Source organism: Neisseria sp. CCUG12390, from assembly GCF_047837985.1.
Classification (GTDB): domain Bacteria; phylum Pseudomonadota; class Gammaproteobacteria; order Burkholderiales; family Neisseriaceae; genus Neisseria.
In genome coordinates, this window is record NZ_CP181244.1 from 273,532 (window position 1) to 292,554 (window position 19,023).

A 19,023-nucleotide genomic window follows, 5' to 3' on the forward strand; every position below is an offset into this window, starting at 1 on the left:
TTGGCGGGTATTCCCTGCTGCAGATATTTTTGTAGACGATTATTTTGGCACGCGTCACGCAGGAACGTTAGGTTGGAAAAGCACGAACTCAAGTTCTGATATGTGGGATACGGTGTTTGATCGTGATAATGGACTGGGCTGGTTTAGTAATACATTGGCAACAAAGGATTTTAAAGCCAGCGGCTCGGATCGTGCAGGGAAAAGTTGGAATGGCGATTCTGCCGACCCTAAGGATGCCAGCGGTAGGAGTATTTACGAAAAACAATTAGTTGAAACCTATACGGTAGGGTTTGGTAAGAGTATTTCTCCAGAGGGGCGCGTGTATCTCGAGAAAGGTGCAAGCAAGCTTGAGGTGGGATCAGGTTATCATGAGCATTATTTTGATGCGACTACTGCGGAAGGTCTGGTTAATGCATTTGGCAAAATTTTTTCCAATATCAATGCTGCCAACGCCCCGATCGCTATCGAAGGTGCGGGCAGTACCGCGCCTGCATTAACCAATCCCGGCCAATCGACATCGGCGGGTGTAGTTGAAGTGGACAGCGGTACTTGGAGCAGCCGTCTGAAATTTTATCAGATTAATGCCGATGGTACGGTTAATACGGCAGCATTCAGCGAGCCTTCGTTCGACAACGGCCAAACGATTTTGAACGATGGTACGAAAAATTATCTGATTAGCATTATTGGTAACAGGGACAAAACCAATGCCGATTTCGGTATCAGCGGTGGTACACCGAGGGATCAGCTTGAATGGAAAAACGCATTGCTGGAATGGACGGCACGTCGCGCAGACGACAACACGTTAAAAACTACTGCTGCAAACAATGGATACAGCCAGCCTTACCGTGTACGCGAAACCACGCCGGATGACAAGCGGAATTTGGGTGATATTCTCGACAGCTCTCTGCATACCATCGGCGACCAAGTCAATGGCCGTAACGAATTTTTGATCACGGCGGCCAATGACGGCATGGTGCATTTGTTCCAAAGTCAAGATAGCAGCACGAATCCGTATGATTTGAAAGTCAGCTATATTCCTGCGGGCATGGAGCGCGACGACGATGCGGGCAATCCCACAACAATGGGTAAATACCTGAAAGATGTGGCGCATGAAAACTACGGCAAAGCCATACCGCACCGCTATATGGTCAACGGCGGCATCGTTGTGCGCCGTACCGCCAAGTCTTCCGATACCAGCAAAACCGGCCAACGTTCGTTCCTGTTCGGTGCGATGGGTCAGGGCGGTCGCGGTGCGTATGCGCTGAATATCGGCGGCGTGGATCGTTCTGATAATTCCGACGTAGGCTTGGATGCTGCTTCCGTGGAGGACAGCGTTCCGCTGTTTGAAACCGCAAAAGGTGCGGGCAATACATTGGGCTATACCGTCGGCACGCCGCAAATCGGCCGGATTTCGGTTGAGCGCGGTGCGGATGGTGTGGTCAGCCTGACTGAAAAGGTACGCTATGCAGGATTTTTGGCCAGCGGCTACCGCGTAAAAGGCACGGTTGCGGGTAAAACCAACGAAACCGCGCTGTATGTTTACGATATGCTGGGTCAGGAAGCCGACAGCGGCAAAGCAGGCGGTGCGGCAGCGGGTTCGCTGATTCGCAAAATCGAAGTTTCAGGCGGCGTGGGCGGCTTGTCCAGCCCGACTCTGGTCGATGCCGACTTTGACGGCGTGATTGATGTGGCTTATGCAGGCGATTACGGCGGCAATATGTACCGCTTCGACTTGCGCGGTGAAAAACCTGCCGATTGGAAAGTGACGCGCATTTATACCGGCTATACCGACTCTACCGGTAAAGCCACGCAGCCGATTACCGCCGCACCTGCCGTATCGCGCCGTTCGGCCAATAAATATGTGGTGATTTTCGGTACGGGCAGCGATATTTACGCCGACGATAAAGACAATACCGACCAACAGGCGGTTTACGGTATTTTTGACGATTTGCCTGCTGTTACCGAAATTGCCAAAACTGTGGTAACACCCGCTAACTCAGGCGAATTATTGGAACAGACTTTGACTTCCAAGAAAGTGACCGTCACAGACCCTGATGATAAAGATAAAAAGAAAACGATTGAAACCGATGCCTATACCTTAAGCGACAATAAGATGGTTGCAGGTAAAAAAGGCTGGAAAATCAATTTGGCCGCAGGTGGCGAACGCGTAGTGGTTAAACCGACCATGATTCTGCGTACTGCCGTGATTACGACGCGCAGCTATAAGGTTGACACCAAAACCGAAAACAAAGGTGGTGCAGATGTATGTCTCCCTGAAGTAACAACGACAGGTGTAGAAAGCTTTACCATGCTTTTGGGTGTCAATGCCGAGACAGGCGGTCAGCCGAACAAGCGCAGCGGTTATGTGCAGTTTATTAAAGACAATTCGGTCAGCAAGGATTATTACGCAGGTTTGCGCCAGCCGGGCATTATCAGCTTCACGTTTATGGATCCAACCAAGCTGAACGATTCGCCTGTAACGCGTGATGGCGACAGCGGCGGTTCGGGTACTGATCAGCCGTTGAAAGTTGCGGATACTGAAGTGCCGAACAATAAATGTTTCAGCCGGGAAGCAGTCCGCGTGTTGTTGACGAATAAAGGAACTGACTTTACCGTCGACGGCAGAATCTGCGGCATCCGCCGCTTGTCATGGCGCGAGATTTTCTTCTGATTGGGTTGTGACGATAAAGGCCGTCTGAAAAATTTTCAGACGGCCTTTTATTTGGTTTATTGCCCATCAAAATAAATGGTGTTGACGCATTTTTTAATAAGTAATAACATTGTTATAACTTTAATCTTGGTAGGAGAGAAAAATGTTGCTGACGATTCGTAAAATGGGTAACTCTCAAGGTGTGATTCTACCGAAAACGCTGCTCGGACAAATCGGTGCGGCTGATTGTCTGGAAGTATCGTTGGAGCAGGGGGCGATTGTCTTGCGTCGTCCTACGGTGCGAAGCGGTTGGGCGGAAGCAGCGGCCGCGCTTGCGGCTTCGGGTGATGATGAAGCAGTATGGGAATACGTTGAAAATGAAGGGGATACAGAATGGACGTGGTAGAGCGGGGCGGTATTTATTTGGTCTCGCTTGACCCGACCGTAGGCAGCGAAATCAAGAAAACCCGCCCCTGCGTGGTGGTTTCTCCCCCGGAAATCCATGATTATCTGAAAACGGTATTGGTGGTGCCGCTGACAAGCGGCAGCCGACCTGCGCCGTTCCGAGTGGCCGTCCGTTTTCAGGAAAAAGAAGGCTTGTTGCTGCCTGAACAAATGCGTGCGGTGGATAAAGTGTGTTTGGTCAGGCATTTGGGTAATCTTGACGGCGGTACCGCCGATAAGCTGTTTGCTGTGTTGAGAGAAATGTTTGCTTGAATATGAAAGGCCGTCTGAAAAAACTTTTAGCGAAACTCGCCATGCTCGTTTTCAGACGGCCTTTCAAATCAAATTCAGATTTTAATCATGCAGTTGGGCTGCGTGTAAGGTGTTTTCCAGCAAAGTGGCAATCGTCATCGGGCCGACGCCGCCGGGTACGGGGGTAATCATGGCGGCGCGTTCTTTGGCAACATCAAATTCGACGTCGCCGCACAGGCTGCCGTCTTCCAGACGGTTGATGCCTACGTCAATCACGACTGCGCCCGGTTTTACCCATTCGCCTTTGACGAAGTTCGGAATGCCGATGCCGACCACCAAAATATCGGCTTGCGCGACTTCGTCGGCGAGATTTTCCGTTGCGCTGTGGCAGACGGTAACGGTTGCCCGCGCCAGCAGCAATTCCAAAGCCTGCGGTCTGCCGACGATATTTGACGCACCGACAATCACGGCTTTTTTTCCTTTCGGGTCAATGCCGTAGGCTTCCAAAAGCGTCATCACGCCTTTGGGCGTACAGGGGCGCATCAGCGGCATTTTTACGACCAGCCGGCCGACGTTGTAAGGATGGAAGCCGTCTACGTCTTTGTGCGGCAGAATGCGTTCCAAAACGGCTTGGCTGTCGATGTGTTTCGGCAGGGGCAGTTGTACCAAAATGCCGTCGACTTGCGGGTTGGCATTGAGTTCGTCCACCAGTTTCAATAATTCGTCCTGCGTGGTTTCGGCGGGCAGTTCGTAAGACAGAGAGGCAATGCCCGATTTTTGGCAGGCGGTTTTTTTGTTGCGCACATAAACCGCGCTGGCGGGGTCGTCGCCGACCAAAACGACGGCCAGACAAGGCGTGCGCAAACCGGCAGCCGCGCGTTTTTCGACTGCTTGGGCAACCAGGGCCAGGCGTTGTTGGGAAACTTCTTTACCGTTGATAAGTTGGGCAGACATGATTTGTTCTCTTGGGGCTGGATGAATGGAAAATCAAGCGGCGATTATCTCATTTTTAAGCCGGTTTTTGCATTATTTTATGTTGTCTTGCAAGGATTTGTTTTTCAGACGGCCTGTCGGCATATATATCGGAATAACGGGAAATCCAATTAAATTTCAAATAAAAATAATCAGATAAACCATGCTTTAAAAAAAGTTAACATGAATGGTTGACGTATTTGGGGAAAATCAGTATAGTTCTGTACTTCAAGTCGGGGCGTAGCGCAGCCTGGTTAGCGCATCTGCTTTGGGAGCAGAGGGTCGTGAGTTCGAATCCCACCGCCCCGACCACACCAGTTTCAGCACGTAACGGCATGAGCGCCCGTAGCTCAACCGGATAGAGCACCGACCTTCTAAGTCGGGGGTTACAGGTTCGATTCCTGTCGGGCGTGCCAAAAGTTTACGGTGGCTATAGCTCAGTTGGTAGAGCCCCGGATTGTGATTCCGGTTGTCGTGGGTTCGAGCCCCATTAGCCACCCCATCCATTATCGGGGCGTAGCGCAGCCTGGTTAGCGCATCTGCTTTGGGAGCAGAGGGTCGTGAGTTCGAATCCCACCGCCCCGACCAAAATAAAAAACCTGCTTCTTGAAAAGCAGGTTTTTTATTTGTTACATTAAATTCACAAATCCATATGCCGAGGCCGTCTGAAACTTGTTCAGACGGCCTTTTGCTTTGCCTTTTAACCGTGCTTCGGTATCATAGCCGTCAATATGAATTGAATGATGGAACACATGATGTCCGAATGGCCTTTACCTGATTTTGAACGGAAAATCTGTCCGCCCGAGCAGCTTGCCGAACGTTTGGCCGCTTTGCCGCGGCCGCTGGTGTTTACCAACGGCTGCTTCGATATTCTGCACCGCGGTCATGTGACCTATTTGGCGCAGGCGAGGGCGACGGGTTCGGCGATGATTTTGGCCTTGAATACCGACGATTCGGTGCGCCGTCAGGGTAAGGGCAGTGACCGTCCGATTAATCCTCTGGAAAACCGCGCGGCGGTGGCGGCGGCTTTGGCGAGTGTGGATTTGGTTACTTGGTTTGACGACGATACGCCCGCGGCTTTGATTGAGCTGGTAAAACCGGATATTTTGGTCAAAGGCGGCGATTGGGCGGTGGACAAAATCGTCGGCTCGGCGGAAACGCTGGCGCGCGGCGGCAAGGTGTATTCGATTCCGTTTCTGCATCAGACTTCGACCACCAAGACATTGGAGAAAATCCGTGCGGCAGAGGCGGCCGGACGATGAGTGGAATGAAGCCGGAGCATTGGCAGGTATTGGCTGCACTTTCAGACGGCCTGCCGCAACACGTTTCGCAGCTGAGCCGTCTGGCCGGTGTGAAGCCGCAACAGCTCAACGGATTTTGGCAGCAGATGCCGCCGCATATCCGCGGTCTGCTGCGCCAGCATGACGGGCAATGGCGGCTGGTGCGGCGTTTGGCAGTGTTTGAAACCGAAGCCTTGCAGCGTCTGGCGGCGGAACACGGTTTTCAGACGGCCTTGAAACACGAATGCGTTTCCAGCAACGATGAAATTCTCGCGTTGGCGCGCGAGTCGGCAGAGCGGGCGCATAAGGCTTTGTGTATGGCGCATTTTCAGAGCAAAGGGCGCGGACGGCAGGGGCGCAGTTGGCAGCACCGTTTGGGCGAATGTCTGATGTTCAGCTTCGGCTGGGCATTCGACAAGACGCAGCAGGAACTGGGCGCGCTGGCGTTGGTGGCGGCGTTGGCCTGTCATCGCGCGTTGGCAAAATTGGGTCTGAACACGCAAATCAAGTGGCCGAACGATTTGGTGGTCGGGCGCGACAAGCTCGGCGGCATCCTTATCGAAACCGTGCGCAACGGCGGTAAAACCGTGGCTGTGGTCGGCATCGGCGTGAATTTTGTGTTGCCCAAAGAGGTGGAAAACGCCGCTTCCGTGCAGGCTCTTTTTCAGACGGCCTCGCAACGGGGCGCGACGGTCAACCAGTTGATGAGCGCGCTGCTGGCCGAATTAAACGGCGCATTCGAGACATTTGCACAAAACGGTTTCGGTGCGGTATTGCCCGAATATCAGGCGGCCAACCGCGATCAGAACCGGCCGGTCATCTTGTTGCAAGACGGCGCGGTCATCCATGAAGGCATTGTGTCGGGTGTGAACGAACAGGGTGCGTTGCGCTTGGCAACCGCAGCGGGTGAGAAAACCATCGTCAGCGGCGAAATCAGTTTGCGCCCGAACGACAATCCCGTTCCGCAAACCGTCGTGCGCAACGAACGCTATCTGTTGCTCGACGGCGGTAACAGCCAATTGAAATGGGCATGGGTGGAAAACGGTGCGTTCGGCGAAGTCAGCCGTGCGCCTTACCGTGATTTGAGCCGTTTGGGCGAAGAATGGTGCGAACGTTCAGACGGCCTGTTGAAAGTCGTCGGTTGCGCGGTGTGCGGCGAAACCAAAAAAGCCTTGGTGGCCGAACAATTATCCCGGCCGGTCGAATGGCTGCCGTCGATGCCGCAGGGTTTGGGCGTGCGCAACCATTACCGCAATCCTGCCGAACACGGTGCCGACCGTTGGTTCAATGCGCTGGGCAGCCGCCGTTTCACGCAAAATGCCTGCGTGGTGGTCAGTTGCGGAACGGCGGTTACCATCGATGCGCTGACCGACGACAACCATTATCTCGGCGGTACGATTATGCCGGGTTTCCATCTGATGAAAGAGGCGATGGCTTTGAAAACGGCCAATCTCAACCGTCCCGTCGGTAAGGTGTATCCTTTCCCGACCACGACTTCCAACGCATTGGCCAGCGGTATGATGGATGCGGTTTGCGGTGCACTGATGATTATGCACGGCCGTCTGAAACAGAAAGTCGGTGCGGAAAAAGCTGTTGACGTGATGATTACCGGCGGCGGCGCGGCCAAAGTGGTGCAGGCTCTGCCGGAGGCATTTGTTTTGGACAATACAGTCAAAATTGTAGATAATCTCGTCATTTACGGCTTACTTAACTGGATAGAGCAAAAATGAAATGGTTATTCGCCGTGTTGGTCGCGCTCAATATCATCGTCTTCGGGGGGATGGTGGCGTACCGCATGACAGAAAAGCAGGCTGATGCAGCCGGTGTGCCGCTCGAAGGCGGAACGCACGAATTGGCGCGGCCGGCTTCTTTGGAGCCGCAGGCCGTCATGCCGTCTGAAAATACGGCACCGGATTGGGTGTCGGTGCCGGAGAATAACGCCGATATTCCGGAGCCTGAATCGGAAGAAGCCATCGCCGCACGCAAACAGAAAGAGCGTGAAGAAAAGTTGGCGAAAGAGAAAAAAGAGCGTGAAGAAAAAGCCCGTCGTGAGCGGGAAGCGGCAGAACAGGGTTCGGAACCGGAAAGGACAGGCGGTGAAACTGCCGATGCGCGGTCAGGCCAATGCGTATCCACCGCCACGGTTGCCATGGATGAAGACGATTACCACCGCATCAAAGGCCTGTTGACCCGTTGGCCGCATGCCGCCAGCCGCAGCGTGGAGAAACGCACGGCGAAAAAAGGTGAAAATGCGGCCGGCAAAACTTTCCGCGTACTGCTGCCGACCGACGGCGATGTGATGGCGCAATTGGAAACGCTGGGCAGCAAAGGGTTCAACGGGGCAGTGTACAACGGCGAAATCAGCATGGGTGTGACCCGCAGCCGTTCTTCCGCGCAAATCCTGATTTCGCGTTTGGCCGGAGCAGGTTTCGGCGGCGCGCGTATTTTGGAGCAGGAAGAAAACGGCAGTGCGCCTGACGGCACCTTGAGCGTGTCGCGTATGACCGTTACCTTTATGTCGGTCAACGAACGTGATGCGCAAGACATCCGCAACGTGGTAGGGCGTTACGGCAATCTAAACGTCCGCGGCTGCCGTTAACGGAACTCATGGCAAAGGCCGTCTGAAAAAGCGTTTGGGTATTTTCAGACGGCCTTTTGTCAATCAAAACACCAAACCCGTTGCCATGGCAACGGGTTCGGTGTTTTTCGGTTTTGAGTATCTGATAAGGGAACAGTCGATATGTCGTATACGCGTACTCCGATGAAGATGCCGGACAATATTGATTGGCCGGCGAACCAAAGTTGAGGGAAATTCCAGTCGTTTAATAGCCCGGTGCAGGACGCTGCCGAGTGAAATTCATTATACACTAATAATAACTATTATCAACAACAAAGTAAATTTATCAGGTAATTTTTAATAACCACTTGAAGTTAAATGAAATTAAATTTTCAAATTCGGATATGCAAACTCAAAGTTCCGCATAGCAGCAAGCAATCAACATAGCGCAAGCCTTTGTAAATACCGTATAATTCCACCACTTTTTTCTATTATTTTGAAGGCCGTCTGAAAACCATGCAGCAAACCTATTCCCATGTACAACACGCTTTGCTCGAAGCCAACCAACTCTCGCCGGAATTGCTGGCCAAAAGCCTGAGCATGATTGGGGCGCACCATGTCGATTATGCCGACATTTACTGCCAGCGTACCGCTTACGAAAGCTGGCATTTGGAAGAAGGCATGGTGAAATCGGGAAGTTTTCAGATCGACCAAGGTGTCGGCGTGCGTGCCGTATCGGGCGACAAAACCGCGTTTGCCTATGCCGACAGCCTCAATCTCGATTCAATTAACCGTTCTGCCCAAGCCGTGCGCGTGATTGGTGCGGCGGGGCGCGGGCAGCGTATTAAAGTGCCAACCGCATCTTACGGCAAATCTGTCCACGCCACGCTTGACCCGATTGCCAGCTTGGATTCCGCCGCCAAAGTCGCGCTTCTCAACAAAGTCGAAGCCTTGGCCAAAGCCGCCGATCCGCGCATTGTGCAGGTCATGGCCGGTCTGACCTGCGAACACGACATGATTTACCTTGCGCGCTTGGACGGCAAACACGCCGCCGACATCCGGCCGATGGTGCGGCTGAACGTCAGCGTGATTGCCAAGCAGGGAGAGCGGCGCGAGCAGGGCAGCGCAGGCGGCGGCGGGCGTTACGACTTGGCTTATTTCGATGAACAATTGGTGCAAAAATTCGTTGATTCCGCAGTAAAACAAGCGCTTACCAATCTCGAATCGCGTCCCGCTCCCGCCGGGGAAATGACCGTGGTCTTGGGCAACGGCTGGCCGGGTATATTGCTGCACGAAGCCGTCGGGCATGGTTTGGAAGGAGATTTCAACCGCAAAGAAACCAGCGTGTTCAGCGGCCGTATCGGAGACCGCGTGGCGGCCAAAGGCGTGACCGTTGTCGACCAAGGCGACATTGCCGACCGCCGCGGCTCGCTCAATATCGACGACGAGGGCAACGAAACCGGCCGTACCGTGTTGATTGAAGACGGTATTTTGGTGGGCTATATGCAGGACGAAACCAACGCGCGCCTGATGGGCGTGCCCGTTACCGGCAACGGCCGCCGCGAAAGCTACGCCTCTGCGCCGATGCCGCGCATGACCAACACCTTTATGGAAAACGGCGCATACGACCCTGAAGAAATCATCGCCTCGGTGGATAAAGGCATTTACGCCGTCAATTTCGGCGGCGGCCAAGTCGACATCACCAGCGGCAAATTCGTGTTTTCCGCATCGGAAGCATGGTGGATTGAAAACGGCAAACTGCAATATCCGGTCAAAGGGGCGACCATCATCGGCAACGGCCCCGAAGTGTTGAAACATGTTTCCATGGCCGGTAACGACACCGCGCTCGACAGCGGCGTGGGTGTGTGCGGCAAAGACGGCCAAAGCGTGCCGGTGGGTGTGGGGCAGCCGACGCTGCGGATTGACGCGGGGCTGACCGTTGGGGGTAGTGAGATTTAAGGGGATAAAAAGGCCGTCTGAAAACGGGTTTTCAGACGGCCTTTTACCAAAAAATACATTTTCAGACGGCTTCAAACGGTTTTTCTGATACGATAAAAAGACGTTTCAAAATGTTTGAATTTAAAGGAGAAAACATGAATCCGAATATCCCGACTGCCGACGAACAAAAAAACAACCAAGACAGCACGTTCGACGTATCTTCCGCCGCAGAAATGGAAGCCTTGGAGCGCGAACTGGTGATTGAAGATTCGGTCGACAGCGTCGTCCGTTATGCCGATCACGCTTTGAGCGACAGCGAAATCGATGCGCGCCGCTTGGAAGAATCAGAAATCGTACCCGATTCTGGCCCGATCGGCGGCTTGGAAACCAAACTCGACGGCGACAGATAATCCCCGCAGGTCATTGCAAAAATAAATGACAGGCCGTCTGAAAGCGAATCTTTCAGACGGCATTTTTGTGTTCGTGGTAAAATGCCGTCTGAATCAACTACCACTGAAGAAATAATAATGAACCAAGCAATTCAAAACGCATTAGGGCAGCTTAACCGGCTGATTTTGGGGAAAGAACACGTTTTGCAGCAATTGATGGCCGCGGTTTTGGCCGGCGGGCATGTGCTGCTGGAAGACGTACCCGGTGTGGGCAAAACCACCTTGTCGCAAGGTGCGGCGACGGTGTTGGGTTTGCGTTACCAGCGCGTGCAGTTTACCAACGACATGCTGCCCTCGGATTTGCTGGGCGTGAATATTTTCCGTCCGAACGAGGGCAAATTCGAGTTTCATCCGGGGCCGGTGTTCCACGAATTTTTGCTGGCCGACGAAATCAACCGCGCATCGCCTAAGCTGCAATCGGCTTTGCTGGAGGCGATGGAGGAGCGGCAGGTGTCGGTCGACGGCAAAACCTATGCGCTGCCCAAGCCCTTTATCGTGATGGCCACGCAAAATCCGACCGAGCAGCTGGGTACGTTCCCTTTGCCCGAGTCGCAGCTCGACCGCTTTATGATGCGCCTGAGCATGGGTTATCCGACGGTGGAGGCGGAAAAGCAGCTTTATTTCCAAGGCAGCAGCCGTAACCTGATGGCCGCATTGCAGGCGGTGTGCGACGCGCAGACTTTGCAGCAATGGCAGGCACAGGCGGCGCAGGTGCAGTTTTCGCAAGCGGCGGCGGATTATGTGTTCCGCCTGGTACAGGCGACGCGCCAGTCGGGTCGGTTTGTGATGGGTTTGAGTCCGCGCGCGGGCTTGGCGGTGGTGAATGCGGCCAAAGCGTGGGCATTCATGCAGGGCAGAACCCATGTGTTGCCCGACGACATCAAGGCGGTATGGGTGGCGGTGGCTAACCACCGCGTCAAATCGGTGCAGCAGGGGCTGACTTCTTCCCAAATCTTAAGCGATCTGCTCAATCATGTGGCCGTCTGAAAAACCGATGCCGCCGGTATTGTCCGGCGAGGCGGCGGCATGGCGTAATCTGCGCGTCCGCCCGACGCGTTTGGGGCTGGGTTTGGCGGTAACGGTGGCCTTGCTGTGGCTGGTGGGGCTGAACTATCAGGCGAACCTGGCTTATGTGGCGGCGTTTTGGCTGCTCGGTTTCATCGCGGTCGGCGTGATGCAGAATGTGAATCAGCTGCTCGGTTTGCGGCTGGTGTGGCTGATGCCGTCTGAAATTTTTGTCGGTTCGCCGACTGTGCTGACTTTGCAGGTGGAAGGCAAAACGCGCCGCCGTTGGCTGTGGGTGAAAGCGGATAATCAGGAACGCTGGCAGGAATGGCGCGTTTCAGACGGCCTGCCTGCCGTCGAATTGCCGCTGGAGGCGCATTTGCGCGGCTATGTGCGCCTGCCCGAATGGCACATTGCCAGCGCAGCCCCTTTCGGGATTTGTACGGTGGAAGCCGTGTGGCAGGGGCAGAGCGACAAAGTGGCGTTTCCCGCACCGGTGGCGCATGACGTGCCGCCCGCGTTTCATGCCGACGAAGTCCGCGAAACCCGCGCCGTGTTCGCCCAAAGCAGCGACGATTTGTCGCACTTGCAGGCGCACACCGACGGCACGTCTTTGCAGCACATCGCATGGAAAGCCTATGCCAAGACCGGCCAAATGTTGGACAAACGCTTTGAAGCGCAGGATCAGGGCAGCGGCAGCCACATCATTTCCTACCGCGATTATCCGCAAGGAGCGGGTGTGGACGCATTGGCCGGCTGGCTCTGTTTCCGCGTGTTGGAAGCCGAACGCAGCGGCGCGCGCTATGAGTTGGAACTGCCCAATCAGAATATCGCGCCGCAAAAAGGCCAGCGCGAGATGAGCCTGACCGCATTGGCATTGTGGTGAACCCCATACGAAAGGCCGTCTGAAAAGTTTTGCTTTTCAGACGGCCTTTAAAATCAAGCATTAAAACACAAATTTATCCAACACCGCAGCCAAAAAGAACAGCGCGGAAACAACCATGCCCACTTTCAAAGACGGCCACATGCGTTGCAGCACTGCTTCGTAAGGATCGGGTTGGGCACCGTCTTCCAGCGAAATGGCCGGATAAAGCATGTCTTTGTTGTCGAGATATTGGCCGCCGTCGTTGCTGACGACTTTGGCCGACGGAAACGCATGAGCGATTTCAATCATGCGCTCCAGAAACGCATCGGTCGGATTTTTCACGCGCAATTCGCCGCCGCCGTATTCCATGACGTTTTCTTTGAAATCGGAATGGTAGAAGAAATCAAAAATACCCTGACGGTTTTTGCGGATTTTGAAACCGAATTTTTCAGTCAGAATCTGACAAACCTTATCAAAATTCTGCAAATCCGAAAAAGGTGCGGCCACCTCGGCCTTATCGCTGATAAAAACCAGTTGGTTCATGTTTTCATTCCCGTAAAATGATTATGTGAGTAGGGCGATTAAATCATGTTTTTTTACCGTAATCAACCGAATATCATGAATTTGATACCGCTTGTCGCAAAAATGATTAATTTGATGCCAGCATTCCAAATGAAAGGCCGTCTGAAATGACTTTTGAACAATGGCTGCGCCAATCGGCGTTGCCGAAAAACGAAGCGCGTATGCTGCTGCAATACATCAGCGGCATAACGCGCGTGCAGCTGATTACGCAGGGCGATGCCGAAATGCCGTCTGAAACGGCGGAAAAATTGGAAGCGGCGGCGCAACGCCGTCTGAACGGCGAGCCGGTGGCCTATATTTTGGGCGAACGCGAATTTTACGGGCGGACGTTCGCCGTGAATCCGAACGTGTTGATACCGCGTCCCGAAACCGAGCACTTGGTCGAGGCGGTGCTGGCGCGGCTGCCCGAGGGCGGCAGGGTGTGGGATTTGGGTACGGGCAGCGGCGCGGTGGCCGTGACCGTGGCACTCGAACGGCCGGATGCGCAGGTGCGCGCGTCCGACATCAGCAGCGGCGCATTGGAAACCGCACGGGAGAATGCGGCAAGATTGGGGGCGGCCGTCGAATTTGCGTCAGGCTCGTGGTTTGATGTCGACAGGCCGTCTGAAAAGTGCAGCTATGATGTGGTGGTGTCGAATCCGCCGTATATCGAGGCGGAAGACGAACATTTGCGGCAGGGCGATTTGCGTTTCGAGCCGCAAAATGCGCTGACCGATTTTTCAGACGGCCTGAGCTGCATCCGCGCATTGGCCGCCGGTGCGCCTGAATATTTGAAAGCAGGCGGTTGGCTGCTGTTGGAGCATGGTTACGACCAAGGGGAAGCGGTCAGGAATATTTTGTCGGACAAGGGCTTTGCGCGGGTGGAAACCCTGCGGGACTTGGCCGGCTTGGAACGGATTACGTTAGGGCAGAAGCCGCAATCATTTTCAGACGGCCTGTCATGATAGGCCGTCTGAAAATGACAATGACGCAGCGTGAATATTTCCGAACGGCACGGTTTACCGAGGCTTACCAGCTTTTGCCGAATCCATAAAAACGGATGACGGGGAAACGGTCATAATACGCATACATTCAGTATCGTATGTATGATGAAACGACCTAAAAGAAGGAGGCCTGACATGACTTCATACAAAAAATATTGTGCCGTGGCATTGATGTCGGCGGCATTGGTACTGCCGAGTACCGCAGTACACGCGCGCGGTACGTCGAACCAAACCAAAGCGACGCTGGTCGGCGCAGCAGCCGGTGCGGTCTTGACCGGCGCATTGGGCGGCGACGGCAAAAGCATGCTGCTCGGCGCGGCGGCAGGCGGTTTGGCCGGCAATGCCTATGCCTACCACAACAAAAAGATGGAGCAGAAAGACGACCGGGAATACCGCCGGCACTCGCGCGAGTACCGCCGCTATAAGGTTGCCGACCACAAAAAATACAAAAAGCACAAACGCTATGCGAAAGCGCGCCGCTACCACCGCGATTGGGATGATGATTGGGACGATTGATAAACGGATCGTGCCGGTCTGATTTAAGGCGCGGCATACCCGATTCCAACCGAGGCCGTCTGAAATTTCAGACGGCCTTTTTGCGGCGCGGTGTTTTGGCAGGCGGCATATCCTGTTGATGTAAATTTATGTTATGATGTTGCTTGATTTTGAGCGAGTTTCCCTTAAGAAGCTGTTTCCTGAAACAAAAAAGCGGAGAAAAGGCATGAATGCCGTTGTGATTGCAGTAGTGGTAATGCTGGCTTTGTCGCTGGCCAGGGTGCACGTGGTGCTGAGTTTGGTGATTGGTGCGTTTGTCGGCGGCCTGCTGGCCGGCATGCCGTTGGCCGATTTGAAAGACGCGGCCGGTGCGGTGTCGCAGGAGGGCATCATCACCGTGTTCCAAAACGGTTTGGCCGGCGGGGCGAAAATCGCCTTGTCGTATGCCATGTTGGGCGCGTTTGCGATGGCGATTACCCATTCGGGTCTGCCTCAGCAGCTGGCCGGTGCGGTGGTGCGCAAACTCAACCGCGGCGGCGTACCCGATCAGGTCAACCGCAGCGGCGGTTCGGTCAAATGGGCGTTGCTGCTGGTGTTGCTGGTGATGGGGATTATGAGCCAGAACGTGGTGCCGATTCACATTGCGTTCATCCCGATGATTGTGCCGCCGCTGCTTTTGGTGTTCAACCGTTTGCAGGTTGACCGCCGTCTGCTGGCCTGCGTACTGACATTCGGTTTGGTTACGACGTATATGTTCCTGCCGTACGGTTTCGGTGCGATTTTCTTAAACGAAATCCTGCTGAGCAACATCAAATCCGCCGGTTTGAACACCGACGGCTTCAACGTCATGCACGCGATGGCGATTCCTGCGTTGGGCATGGTAGTTGGGCTGCTGCTGGCGTTTATCCACTACCGCAAACCGCGCGTTTATCAGAACAGCCAAATCGACACCGACAATGCCGACGCAAGCAGCAAGCAGCCGGAACCGTCTTCTTACCGCAGCCTGGTGGCGGCGGTGGCGATTGCCGTGTGTTTTGCGATTCAGCTGATGTATAACGACGCGCTGCTGCTGGGCGCAATGCTGGGCTTTGCCGTGTTCATGACTTTGGGCGTGGTGAAACGCAGCGACGCGAACGACGTGTTCGGCGCAGGCATCAAAATGATGGCGATGATCGGTTTCGTGATGATTGCCGCACAAGGTTTTGCCGCCGTGATGAAAGCCACCGGCGACATCCAGCCGCTGGTCGACGGCAGCATGGCCGCGTTCGGCGGCAGCAAAGGCATGGCCGCGTTCGCCATGCTGGTGGTCGGTTTGCTGGTCACGATGGGTATCGGCTCGTCGTTCTCCACCCTGCCGATTATTACCGCGATTTATGTGCCCCTGTGCATGAGCCTGGGCTTCTCGCCGCTGGCCACCATTGCCATCATCGGCACGGCCGGCGCATTGGGCGATGCCGGTTCTCCGGCTTCGGATTCCACGCTCGGTCCGACCATGGGTCTGAACGTGGACGGCCAGCACGACCACATCCGCGATTCCGTCGTACCGACCTTTATCCACTACAACATTCCGCTCCTGATTGCCGGCTGGATTGCCGCGATGGTGCTGTGATGGAAGAGTTGGAACACCGCATTACCGAGCTGGAAATTCAGACGGCCTTGCAGGACGACCTGATTGCCAGCTTGAGCGACACCATCGCCAAAATGCAGCAGACGCTGGATTTGCAGCAGGCGCAAATGCGCGTGCTGTATCAGAAAATGCAGGACAAAGGCGCAAATGGCGAACGCGAAGCGTATAGTCTGCGCGACGAGATTCCGCCGCATTATTAAATGGGTTTGAAAACAATAAAAGGCCGTCTGAAAAATATTTTTCAGACGGCCTTTTTATCAAATTCTCCTTGATTGAATTCTTCCTTGAAAATAATCCGAAATTTGACTAATATGCTGAACCAGTCAATTTTCGGATTATTTTTTATGGTCGCACCTGCCCCAAATTCCTTAGATTTAATCGGCGACATCTGTACGCAAATGCTGATAAGTTACGATATTTATGCCCGAAACTGCCACATCAGCGGCAACGAGCTGGCGATTCTCTATACGCTGTGGGTGGACGGTGCGTGTACGCAGAAGCACATCGCCGAAAAATGCCAAATCGTGAAGCAGACCGTGAACACGCTGTGTAAAAAATACGAGGCCGACGGGCTGCTGTCCGGCCAAGTCGGGGAGAGCGACAAACGCGAAAAAACGTTGCATTTTACCGAACAAGGCCGCGCGTTTGCCCGAACCGTGGTCGAACCGCTGTTGGCTTTGGAGCAAGAGGTCATCGCGGAATTCGGTGAGGCCAGAATGAAAAATTTATTGAACGAATTTAAGGAATTACAAATTATGTTGAGCAAAAAATTGGAGCGGAATCATGGTTAGTGCCGCCCAAACTTTGAAAAACATCGCCCTTACCCACAAAGGAAAGCTGGCGGCCACTTTTTCGCTGGTGGCTTTGGAAAACCTGCTGATTCTGCTGTATCCCCTCGTGGGCAGCTTTGCCGTGAATGCGGTTTTGGCCGGAAAGGTATGGCATGCGTTGGCCTACGCGCTGATGGTGCTGGTTATCTGGCTGGTCGGTTCGGCGCGGCGGGCGGTGGATACGCGCGCGTTTGTACGGATTTATGCGGATTTGGCGGTGAAAGCGGTGGCGAACGAACGGCAGAAAGGTTCCGTTTCATCGGCCAGCGCACACGCGAATCTGGCGCGGCAGTTTGTGGATTTTTTTGAAGAACAGCTGCCCACGCTCATTACCGCTGCGTTTTCGGTGCTGGGTGCGGTATTCATGCTGCTGATGATCGAATTTTGGGTGGGTTTGATTTCGCTGTTGATTTTGCTCGGTTTTTCCATTGTTTTGCCTGCCTATACACGCACCAACGACCACCTTTATTTCAAACTCAACAACCGTATTGAAAAAGAAGTGGGCGTGATTGAACGCAACCAAAACCGCGCCTTAAACCGGCATTACGGCCTTCTGTCGCGAATCCGCATTGCCATTTCTAACCGCGAGGCGGTCAGTTTCTTGGTTATCGGTGCGTCGATGGCGGTACTGTTCGGCTCCGCGCTGACCATTTTGGCGCAAAAAAATGTGCAGGCCGGGCATATTTACGCCGTGATTACCTACCTGTGGAGCTTTGCCATGAGCCTCGACGATATGCCGCGCTTGGTGGAAAAGTTTTCCGAGTTGAAGGATGTCGGCAACCGCGTGGAGATTTAGCCGAAAGCATCGGCAGAAACGGTAAAGGCCGTCTGAAAATTTTCAGACGGCCTTTGTCATTAAATCAAATCAACCCTTACAAACACGCCAACTCATTGGCCATTTGCTGTTCCAGCGTTTCGCGTTGGCGGATGAGTTTGGCTTCGCTGCCACTGACCAACACTTCCGCCGCGCGGTTGCGGGCGTTGTAGTTGCTGGCCATGCTCGAGCCGTATGCGCCTGCGCTCCTGACCGCCAGCAAATCGCCGGCTTCGCAGGCGATTCGGCGGTTTTGGCCGAGGAAGTCGCCGGTTTCGCAAATCGGGCCGACGATGTCGGCGGTGAAGGCAGGCGTGGTTTTTTCTTCCGTGTTTTCAATATGATGGTAAGCGTCGTAAAGGGCAGGGCGCATGAGGTCGTTCATGGCGGCATCGACCATCACGAAGTTTTTCTCTTCGCCCTGTTTGACAAACTCGACACGCGTGAGCAGCGTGCCGGCGTTGCCGACCAAGCTGCGGCCGGGTTCCAAAATCAGTTTCAGACGGCGTGTGCCGATGCGTTTTTTCACTTCGGCGGCATACGATTTCAAATCGGGTATGTTTTCGTCTTGGTACACGATGCCGACGCCGCCGCCCAAGTCCAGATGTTCCAATTCGATGCCTTCTTCGGCCAGTTTGTCCACCAGCAGCAGGATGCGTTCGCAGGCTTCGACGAGCGGGCTTAAATCGGTAAGTTGCGAACCGATGTGGCAGTCGATGCCGACGATTTTGAGGTTCGGCTGCTTGGCGGCGTATCGGTAGGCGGCCAGCGCGTCGGCGTAGGCAATGCCGAATTTATTGGCTTTCAGGCCGGTGGAAATGTAGGGGTGGGTTTTGGGGTCGACATCGGGATTGACGCGCAGCGATACGGGCGCGGTTTTGCCCATGCGCGCGGCCACTTTCTGAATGCGGTCGATTTCGGGAAGGCTTTCCATGTTGAAGCATTTCACGCCTGCTTCAAGCGCGAATCCGATTTCGGCCTCGCTTTTGCCCACGCCCGAGAAAATCACTTTGGACGCGTCACCGCCGGCGGCCAAAACGCGCGCCAGTTCGCCGCAGGATACGATGTCGAAGCCGCTGCCAAGCGCGGCGAAGTGTTTGATAATGCTTAAATTGCCGTTGGCTTTGACGGCGTAGCAAATCAGCGGATCGAGTGCGGCAAAGGCGGCGGTGTAGGCATCAAACGCTTCGGTCAGCGCGGCTTGGCTGTAAACATACAGCGGCGTGCCGAATTCTTCGGCCAAGTGGGTAAAGGGAACGTGTTCGCAATAAAGGGTCATG

General features: G+C 54.3%; 19 protein-coding genes and 4 tRNA genes. 20 read left to right on the forward strand and 3 right to left on the reverse strand.

The features are described from left to right. The first annotated feature begins 319 nt into the window (after positions 1–319). The 3 genes from pilC to ACM67E_RS01425 all read left to right on the forward strand — a co-directional run bounded on the left by pilC (position 320) and on the right by ACM67E_RS01425 (position 3,367). Entirely contained in the window at positions 320–2,671 is a 2,352-nt protein-coding gene (pilC, locus tag ACM67E_RS01415; RefSeq protein WP_416191874.1) for a PilC family type IV pilus tip adhesin, read from the forward strand. 142 nt (positions 2,672–2,813) lie between these two features. After that, a complete protein-coding gene (locus ACM67E_RS01420; protein ID WP_416191875.1) occupies positions 2,814–3,056 on the forward strand; it encodes a growth regulator in 243 nt (80 codons plus the stop codon). Continuing rightward, positions 3,044–3,367, forward strand: coding sequence for a type II toxin-antitoxin system PemK/MazF family toxin (locus ACM67E_RS01425; RefSeq protein ID WP_416191876.1), 324 nt, complete (start codon positions 3,044–3,046; stop codon positions 3,365–3,367). The genes ACM67E_RS01420 and ACM67E_RS01425 overlap by 13 nt, the downstream gene beginning before the upstream one ends. 81 nt (positions 3,368–3,448) lie before the next feature. On the opposite strand, the gene folD is transcribed toward ACM67E_RS01425, so the two are convergent. Continuing rightward, the gene (folD, locus tag ACM67E_RS01430; RefSeq protein ID WP_416191877.1) at positions 3,449–4,300 is read right to left on the reverse strand and encodes a bifunctional methylenetetrahydrofolate dehydrogenase/methenyltetrahydrofolate cyclohydrolase FolD; all 852 of its coding nucleotides are present in this window, start codon (positions 4,298–4,300) and stop codon (positions 3,449–3,451) included. A 252-nt stretch (positions 4,301–4,552) separates the two neighbouring features. Between folD and ACM67E_RS01435 the strand changes: the two genes are divergently transcribed. The 11 genes from ACM67E_RS01435 (at position 4,553) to ACM67E_RS01485 (ending at position 12,433) form a co-directional block, all read left to right on the forward strand. Beyond that, positions 4,553–4,630 (forward strand) — tRNA-Pro (locus ACM67E_RS01435). A gap of 27 nt (positions 4,631–4,657) precedes the next feature. Next, positions 4,658–4,734 (forward strand) — tRNA-Arg (locus ACM67E_RS01440). 10 nt (positions 4,735–4,744) lie between these two features. Beyond that, positions 4,745–4,820, forward strand: a tRNA-His gene (locus ACM67E_RS01445). An 8-nt stretch (positions 4,821–4,828) separates the two neighbouring features. Next, positions 4,829–4,906: transfer RNA gene (locus ACM67E_RS01450), tRNA-Pro, on the forward strand. A 167-nt stretch (positions 4,907–5,073) separates the two neighbouring features. After that, positions 5,074–5,580: a D-glycero-beta-D-manno-heptose 1-phosphate adenylyltransferase gene (gene rfaE2 / locus ACM67E_RS01455; protein WP_416192710.1), complete on the forward strand. Its 507-nt coding sequence runs from the start codon at positions 5,074–5,076 to the stop codon at positions 5,578–5,580. Continuing rightward, positions 5,577–7,328, forward strand: a complete 1,752-nt coding sequence (locus ACM67E_RS01460) for a bifunctional biotin--[acetyl-CoA-carboxylase] ligase/type III pantothenate kinase (RefSeq protein WP_416191878.1) — start codon at positions 5,577–5,579, stop codon at positions 7,326–7,328. The genes rfaE2 and ACM67E_RS01460 overlap by 4 nt, the downstream gene beginning before the upstream one ends. Further along, entirely contained in the window at positions 7,325–8,197 is an 873-nt protein-coding gene (locus ACM67E_RS01465; RefSeq protein WP_416191879.1) for a cell division protein, read from the forward strand. Before ACM67E_RS01460 ends, ACM67E_RS01465 begins: the two co-directional genes overlap by 4 nt. Before the next feature lie 474 nt (positions 8,198–8,671). Continuing rightward, the gene (gene tldD, locus ACM67E_RS01470) at positions 8,672–10,114 is read left to right on the forward strand and encodes a metalloprotease TldD (RefSeq protein ID WP_416191880.1); all 1,443 of its coding nucleotides are present in this window, start codon (positions 8,672–8,674) and stop codon (positions 10,112–10,114) included. A gap of 134 nt (positions 10,115–10,248) precedes the next feature. Continuing rightward, positions 10,249–10,503 (forward strand): hypothetical protein, encoded by a 255-nt coding sequence (locus tag ACM67E_RS01475; RefSeq protein ID WP_416191881.1) that lies wholly within the window; start codon positions 10,249–10,251, stop codon positions 10,501–10,503. Positions 10,504–10,620: 117 nt separating this feature from the next. Continuing rightward, positions 10,621–11,529, forward strand: a complete 909-nt coding sequence (locus ACM67E_RS01480) for an AAA family ATPase (RefSeq protein ID WP_416191882.1) — start codon at positions 10,621–10,623, stop codon at positions 11,527–11,529. Next, complete coding sequence (locus ACM67E_RS01485) at positions 11,516–12,433, forward strand: DUF58 domain-containing protein (RefSeq protein WP_416191883.1); 918 nt, start codon at positions 11,516–11,518, stop codon at positions 12,431–12,433. Before ACM67E_RS01480 ends, ACM67E_RS01485 begins: the two co-directional genes overlap by 14 nt. 60 nt (positions 12,434–12,493) lie before the next feature. Here the strand turns inward: ACM67E_RS01485 and ACM67E_RS01490 are convergent, their stop codons facing one another. After that, positions 12,494–12,955, reverse strand: a complete 462-nt coding sequence (locus ACM67E_RS01490) for a hypothetical protein (RefSeq protein WP_416191884.1) — start codon at positions 12,953–12,955, stop codon at positions 12,494–12,496. Between the two features lie 146 nt (positions 12,956–13,101). Here ACM67E_RS01490 and prmC point away from each other — a divergent pair, with 146 nt between their 5' ends. The 6 genes from prmC (at position 13,102) to ACM67E_RS01520 (ending at position 17,725) form a co-directional block, all read left to right on the forward strand. Continuing rightward, positions 13,102–13,938 carry a peptide chain release factor N(5)-glutamine methyltransferase gene (gene prmC / locus ACM67E_RS01495; RefSeq protein ID WP_416191885.1) on the forward strand — a complete coding sequence of 279 codons (837 nt, stop codon included), beginning with the start codon at positions 13,102–13,104 and terminating at the stop codon, positions 13,936–13,938. Positions 13,939–14,112: 174 nt separating this feature from the next. Next, positions 14,113–14,493, forward strand: a complete 381-nt coding sequence (locus ACM67E_RS01500; protein WP_416191886.1) for a glycine zipper domain-containing protein — start codon at positions 14,113–14,115, stop codon at positions 14,491–14,493. Between the two features lie 205 nt (positions 14,494–14,698). Beyond that, entirely contained in the window at positions 14,699–16,081 is a 1,383-nt protein-coding gene (locus ACM67E_RS01505; protein ID WP_416191887.1) for a Na+/H+ antiporter family protein, read from the forward strand. Next, on the forward strand, positions 16,081–16,299 hold the full coding sequence (locus tag ACM67E_RS01510) for a SlyX family protein (protein WP_416191888.1): 219 nt from the start codon (positions 16,081–16,083) through the stop codon (positions 16,297–16,299). Before ACM67E_RS01505 ends, ACM67E_RS01510 begins: the two co-directional genes overlap by 1 nt. A gap of 144 nt (positions 16,300–16,443) precedes the next feature. Continuing rightward, the gene (locus ACM67E_RS01515; RefSeq protein ID WP_416191889.1) at positions 16,444–16,890 is read left to right on the forward strand and encodes a MarR family winged helix-turn-helix transcriptional regulator; all 447 of its coding nucleotides are present in this window, start codon (positions 16,444–16,446) and stop codon (positions 16,888–16,890) included. Then, positions 16,883–17,725, forward strand: coding sequence for an ABC transporter six-transmembrane domain-containing protein (locus ACM67E_RS01520; protein ID WP_416191890.1), 843 nt, complete (start codon positions 16,883–16,885; stop codon positions 17,723–17,725). The genes ACM67E_RS01515 and ACM67E_RS01520 overlap by 8 nt, the downstream gene beginning before the upstream one ends. 76 nt (positions 17,726–17,801) lie before the next feature. On the opposite strand, the gene lysA is transcribed toward ACM67E_RS01520, so the two are convergent. Continuing rightward, positions 17,802–19,022, reverse strand: coding sequence for a diaminopimelate decarboxylase (gene lysA, locus ACM67E_RS01525; RefSeq protein WP_416191891.1), 1,221 nt, complete (start codon positions 19,020–19,022; stop codon positions 17,802–17,804). Between the last annotated feature and the right edge of the window lies 1 nt (position 19,023).